The organism is Candidatus Binatia bacterium (assembly GCA_035631035.1).
GTDB lineage: Bacteria > Eisenbacteria > RBG-16-71-46 > SZUA-252 > SZUA-252 > DASQJL01.
Genome location: DASQJL010000018.1, coordinates 1 through 4,692 on the forward strand (window position 1 = coordinate 1; position 4,692 = coordinate 4,692).

Genomic DNA, 4,692 nt, shown 5'->3' on the forward strand with positions numbered 1-4,692 from the left:
ACGGCGCGACGCCGCTCCACCCGCGTTACCATCCCCACTTCATCGCTCAAAGGAGGTCTCATGCGCCCCCGCTATCGTCTCGTGCCGCATCTCGCCATCGGATTGCTGCTTCTCTGCGGCGTCGTCCTGCTCGGCGCCGACGCCAGCCGTACGACGCCGACGAACATGAACTGGGCGATGAACGCGACGATCATCGAAGCCTGCTCCTGCCCCATGTTCTGCCAGTGCTACTTCAACACGAAGCCGTCGGAGCACATGGTGATGAACGGCGACGCGCATACCATGGAGCACTTCTGCAAGTTCAACAACGCCTTCCGCGTGAACAAGGGCAGCTACGCCGGCACCAAGCTCGACGGCGCCAAGTTCTGGGTGGCCGGAGACCTGGGCGGCGAGTTCAGCACGGGCGAGATGAACTGGGCGGTGCTCACGTTCGACCCGTCGGTGACGCCGGAGCAGCGCGAGGGGATCAAGGCGATCATGGGCCACGTCTACCCCGTGAAGTGGAAGGCGTTCACGGTGGCCGAGGACGCGCCGATGGAGTGGAGCTACACGAAGGACGTCGCGACGGCCAAGCTGGACGGCGGCAAGGCGGCCGAGGTCACGCTGAAGCGCTACCCCGGCAACAGCGAGCAGCCGATCACGATCAACAACCTCAAGTACTGGGGGACCAAGCGGAACAACGGCTTCGTCCTCATGCCGAATGACGTGGAGGCCTACCGCCTCGGAGACAAGGCGTTCGAGTACAAGGGCACGAACGGCTTCATGATCACGTTCGACATCAACAACAAGGACGTGGTCGCCGCGGCGAACTGACCTCGAATCGGAGCGGCGGGCGTCCGCGACCGGGCGCCCGCCGTACATTCTCGCCGGAAGAACAGGAGTTCGCGATGAATCTCGCTTATACCCGCACCCTGTGGGAAGAATTCCGCCTCGTGAACGGCATCACCCTGCGCGTCCTGGAGGCGATCCCCGCCGACAAGATCGACGCCCACCCCATCCCGAACATGCGCACCCCCAAGGAGCTGGTCGTGCACATGGCCGAAACCATGCGCGGGTGCTCGACCGGAGCGATCCAGGGGAAGATCACGAACTTCGAAGAGCACGAGCCGGCGAAAGTCGCCGCGATCACGTCGAAGGACGCGATGATCGCCGCGATGCGGTCGGCCTGGAACGAAGCGGACGCCGCGGTCAAGTCGATGACGGAGTCGCAGGCGACGGCGACCGTCGAGACCCCGTGGGGCTTCAACCCGTGGGGATGGCTCTGCATCCAGATCATTTTCGACGAACACCTGCATCACCGCGGCCAGCTCTTCGCGTATCTGCGCGCGCTGGCCGTGCCCGAGGTTCCCTTCATGTGGGATTTCGCGCACAACGCGCCCGAATTCCGGCCGAATCCGAATCTCCAGCCGGCCTAGGCGCGCCCCTCGCGCGAAGGCGTGAAGGCGTCCGTGACATCGGGGAGGACCCGCACCGGGTCCTCCCCGTTCGCGTTTCTCTGGGCGGCGCAGTTCCTCTCGCAGCTGGGCGACTCCATCTTCCAGGTCGCCTTCATCTGGCTCGTCCTCGATCTGACCGGCTCGAAGACCCTCACCGGGCTGGCGGCGGCGGTGGCCTACCTCCCCTCGCTCCTCTTCGGCATCGCGGCCGGCTTCCTCATCGACCGGTGGAATCGCCGGAGGGTGCTCGCGGGCGCCGATCTCGCCCGCGCGGTGCTCCTCGTGATCGGAAGCGTCCTCCTGCTCCAGGGCCGCCTGAACGCGGCGGGGCTCGCCGGCGTCGCGTTCGGCATGGCGACCGCCTCGGTGCTCTTCAACCCGGCGCGCGATTCGCTGCTCCCCGAGCTGGTCCCCGCGTCGCGGCTTCCGCGCGCCAACGCCTGGGTGCAGCTCTCGCAGCAGGCGGCGTGGCTGGCGGGGCCGCTCGCCGCGGGCGCCGTGATCGCGGCGGCCGGCGTGCGCTCGGCCTTTCCGTTCTGCGCGGTTCTCTTCGGCGCCTCGTTCGGCTTCCTGGCGCTCCTGGGCGCCGCGGTGGGGCGCGCGCATCGCGGCGAGACGCCGCTCCCCGGCCTGCGGCGCGACTTCACGGATGGGATGCGGGAGGTCCTGGCCGACCGCACGCTGGTCCTGCTCCTCCTGCTCACCGCGCTCGACAATCTGTTCATCATGGGACCCGGCCTGATGACGGCGGTGCTCGTCAAGGACACGCTGCACCTGGACGCCAAGGCGTTTGCGGTCGCCGAATCCGCCTACGGCGTGGGGATGATTCTGGGGAGCCTGCTCGTGGGTCGCGTGCTGGGTCCGGCGCGCCAGGGGTGGGTGCTCCTTCTGGCCATCGCGCTGGACGGATTCACCTACGTGCCGCTCTACTTCTGCCGCTCGCTGCCGTTCCTGTACGTCGCACTGCTCCTCCACTCCATCGTGATCCCCTTCATCACGGTGCCGCGCGCAGTGATCCTCCAGCGGATCGTCCCGGCCTCGCGGATGGGTCGCGTCTTCTCGCTGGTCAACTTCACGGTGTTCGGGGTGACCGCGATCTCGGTCGCGATCGCCGGCGCCGTGCTGGACCGCATCACGGCGCCCCAGATGTACGCGATCACGGGGATCTGCGGCGGCCTGACCGGGATCCTCGGGATGGCGTCGCGGAAGCTGCGCTCGCTCTGACCACGGACGCGGCGGCCGGGCGACGGGGCCGTCCGGCGCTCGTCAGCGCCGTCGGCTCAGCAGCGCGTAGAGCGGAAACCCGGTCGCCGCGATCGCGACGCCCGCGGCCGACCGCCATCCGCTCGACACCAGGTCGCTCGCGATGATCGCCAGCGTGACCAGGATGAAGAGGATCGGGGTCACCGGATAGAGCGGGGTGCGGTATCCCGTCCCGTCGCCCGCCTCGTCGTCCCGGCCGGCCGCGTCGCCCTGGCGCCGGCGCACGAAGAGCGCGGCGGTCGTGAGCCCGTAGAAGAGCCAGGACGTGGTGACGAACCATCCCGAGACGTCCTCGAACCCGTGCGCGCACCAGAGCCAGATTCCCGAGAGGACAGCCTGAAGCCAGAGCGCGAAGTCGGGCGTCCCCCGCCCTGAGACGTGCGCCGCGCGGCGCCAGAAGAGCCCGTCGGCGGCCATCGCGAGGGTGACGCGCGGCCCGGTCAGCACCGACGCCGAGATGGTTCCGAACGTGGAGACCGCGACCAGCACGGCCAGCGCGCGGCTTCCCCCCTCGCCCAGGATGCGCCGGATCGCCTCGCTGGCCACCGCCTCGTAGTGGGACACCTCGGCGGGCGAGAGCACGTGAAAGTAGGCGAGGTTGGTGATGACGTAGACGGCGATGACGATCGCCGTGCCGAGCAGAATCGCGATCGGCATCGCGCGGCGGGGGTTCACGATCTCGCCGGCCACGTAGGTCGAGTCGGTCCAGCCGTCGTAGGCGAAGAAGATCGGGATCATGGCGATCGCGAGCGCGAGAAGGAGCGGATGCGACGCGGGGTGCGTCGCCGCCGCGGTGGCCGCCTCTCCGGCGGCGGGACCCCCGTGCGGCAGGAAGAAGGCGGCCGCGCAGAGCCCCAGGATCCCGATCACCTTGAGCGTGGTGAGCAGCGTCTGGGTGCCCGCCCCCTGCTTCACGCCGAGCCAGTTGATCAGCGTGAGGATGAAGATCGCGGCCAGCCCCACGGGAAGGCGGGCTGCCTCCGAGAGTCCGAGCGCCTGGCAGAAGTAGATGGCGAAGACGGTCGTGATCGAAGCGATCACGGTCGGCTTGATGACCGAGAGGGACGCCCAGCCGAAGACGAATCCCAGGCGGTCGCCGAAGGCCTCGCGGATGAAGACGTAGAGTCCGCCGGTGCGGGGGTGCGCCACCGCCAGCTCGGCGAGAACGAGCGAGCCGCACATCGAGAGCACGCCCCCGAGCACCCAGGCGAAGAGCATGACGGGAACGGAGTGGAGCTGCTGGGCGACCGAGTGCGGGGAGCGGAAGATCCCCGATCCCACGATGCTGCCGACGGTCACCGCCGTGGCGGCGTAGAGTCCGATCTGGCGGCGGAGCAGCGCGTCCGCGTGCCCCGCGCGGGTGGGCGCGGGCGTGGCCTGGGCGCTCATGATCCTCCCTCCGGGTGGGAATCCCGCCGGCGGCCCGAAGCATCCGAGCAACCGTCGAGCGATACCCTCGTCCGCCGCCCCTTATACCACGGCCCGGGCCGGCCTGGGACTCGCACCAGGAGGAACGGATGGACGCAACCAGGACCCGGCTGGACCCCGGGACATCGATCGGGCCCGTGGATCTCGCGGTCTCGGACCTGGACCGCTCGGTCCGTTTCTACGAGCGCGCCATGGGATTTCAGGTTCTCGCCCGAGAGCGGGAGATCGCGCGCCTGGGCGCGGGAGGCCGCGACCTGCTCCGGCTGGAAGAGATCCGCGGAGCCCGGCGCGTCCCGCGCACCACCGGGCTCTATCATTTCGCCGTGCTCCTGCCGAACCGGCCCGACCTGGCGACGGCGCTGGTCCGTCTGGCCGCCTCCGGCGCTCCGCTCGGCGGGGCTTCGGATCACGGCGTGAGCGAGGCCCTCTATCTCTCCGATCCGGACGGCAACGGCATCGAGATCTACCGCGACCGGCCGCGCGGGGAGTGGCCCCATGCCGCGGACGGATCGGTCGCGATGACCATCGATGCCCTCGATCTCGAGAGCCTCGTGGCCGAGTCGCC

5 protein-coding genes are annotated in these 4,692 nt (G+C 69.2%); 4 read left to right on the forward strand and 1 reads right to left on the reverse strand.

Annotation, left to right across the window (positions count from 1 at the left end):
* Positions 1–60: 60 nt before the first annotated feature.
* From VE326_01875 to VE326_01885, 3 genes are all read left to right on the forward strand, one after another.
* Positions 61–813, forward strand: coding sequence for a DUF1326 domain-containing protein (locus VE326_01875; GenBank protein HYJ31944.1), 753 nt, complete (start codon positions 61–63; stop codon positions 811–813).
* 74 nt (positions 814–887) lie between these two features.
* Positions 888–1,415: a DinB family protein gene (locus tag VE326_01880; protein ID HYJ31945.1), complete on the forward strand. Its 528-nt coding sequence runs from the start codon at positions 888–890 to the stop codon at positions 1,413–1,415.
* 33 nt (positions 1,416–1,448) lie between these two features.
* Entirely contained in the window at positions 1,449–2,660 is a 1,212-nt protein-coding gene (locus tag VE326_01885) for an MFS transporter (GenBank protein HYJ31946.1), read from the forward strand.
* A gap of 42 nt (positions 2,661–2,702) precedes the next feature.
* On the opposite strand, the gene VE326_01890 is transcribed toward VE326_01885, so the two are convergent.
* Positions 2,703–4,088 (reverse strand): amino acid permease, encoded by a 1,386-nt coding sequence (locus tag VE326_01890; protein HYJ31947.1) that lies wholly within the window; start codon positions 4,086–4,088, stop codon positions 2,703–2,705.
* A 128-nt stretch (positions 4,089–4,216) separates the two neighbouring features.
* On the opposite strand from VE326_01890, the gene VE326_01895 reads away from it, so the two are divergent.
* On the forward strand, positions 4,217–4,692 hold a 476-nt coding region (locus VE326_01895), incomplete at its 3' end, for a VOC family protein (protein ID HYJ31948.1).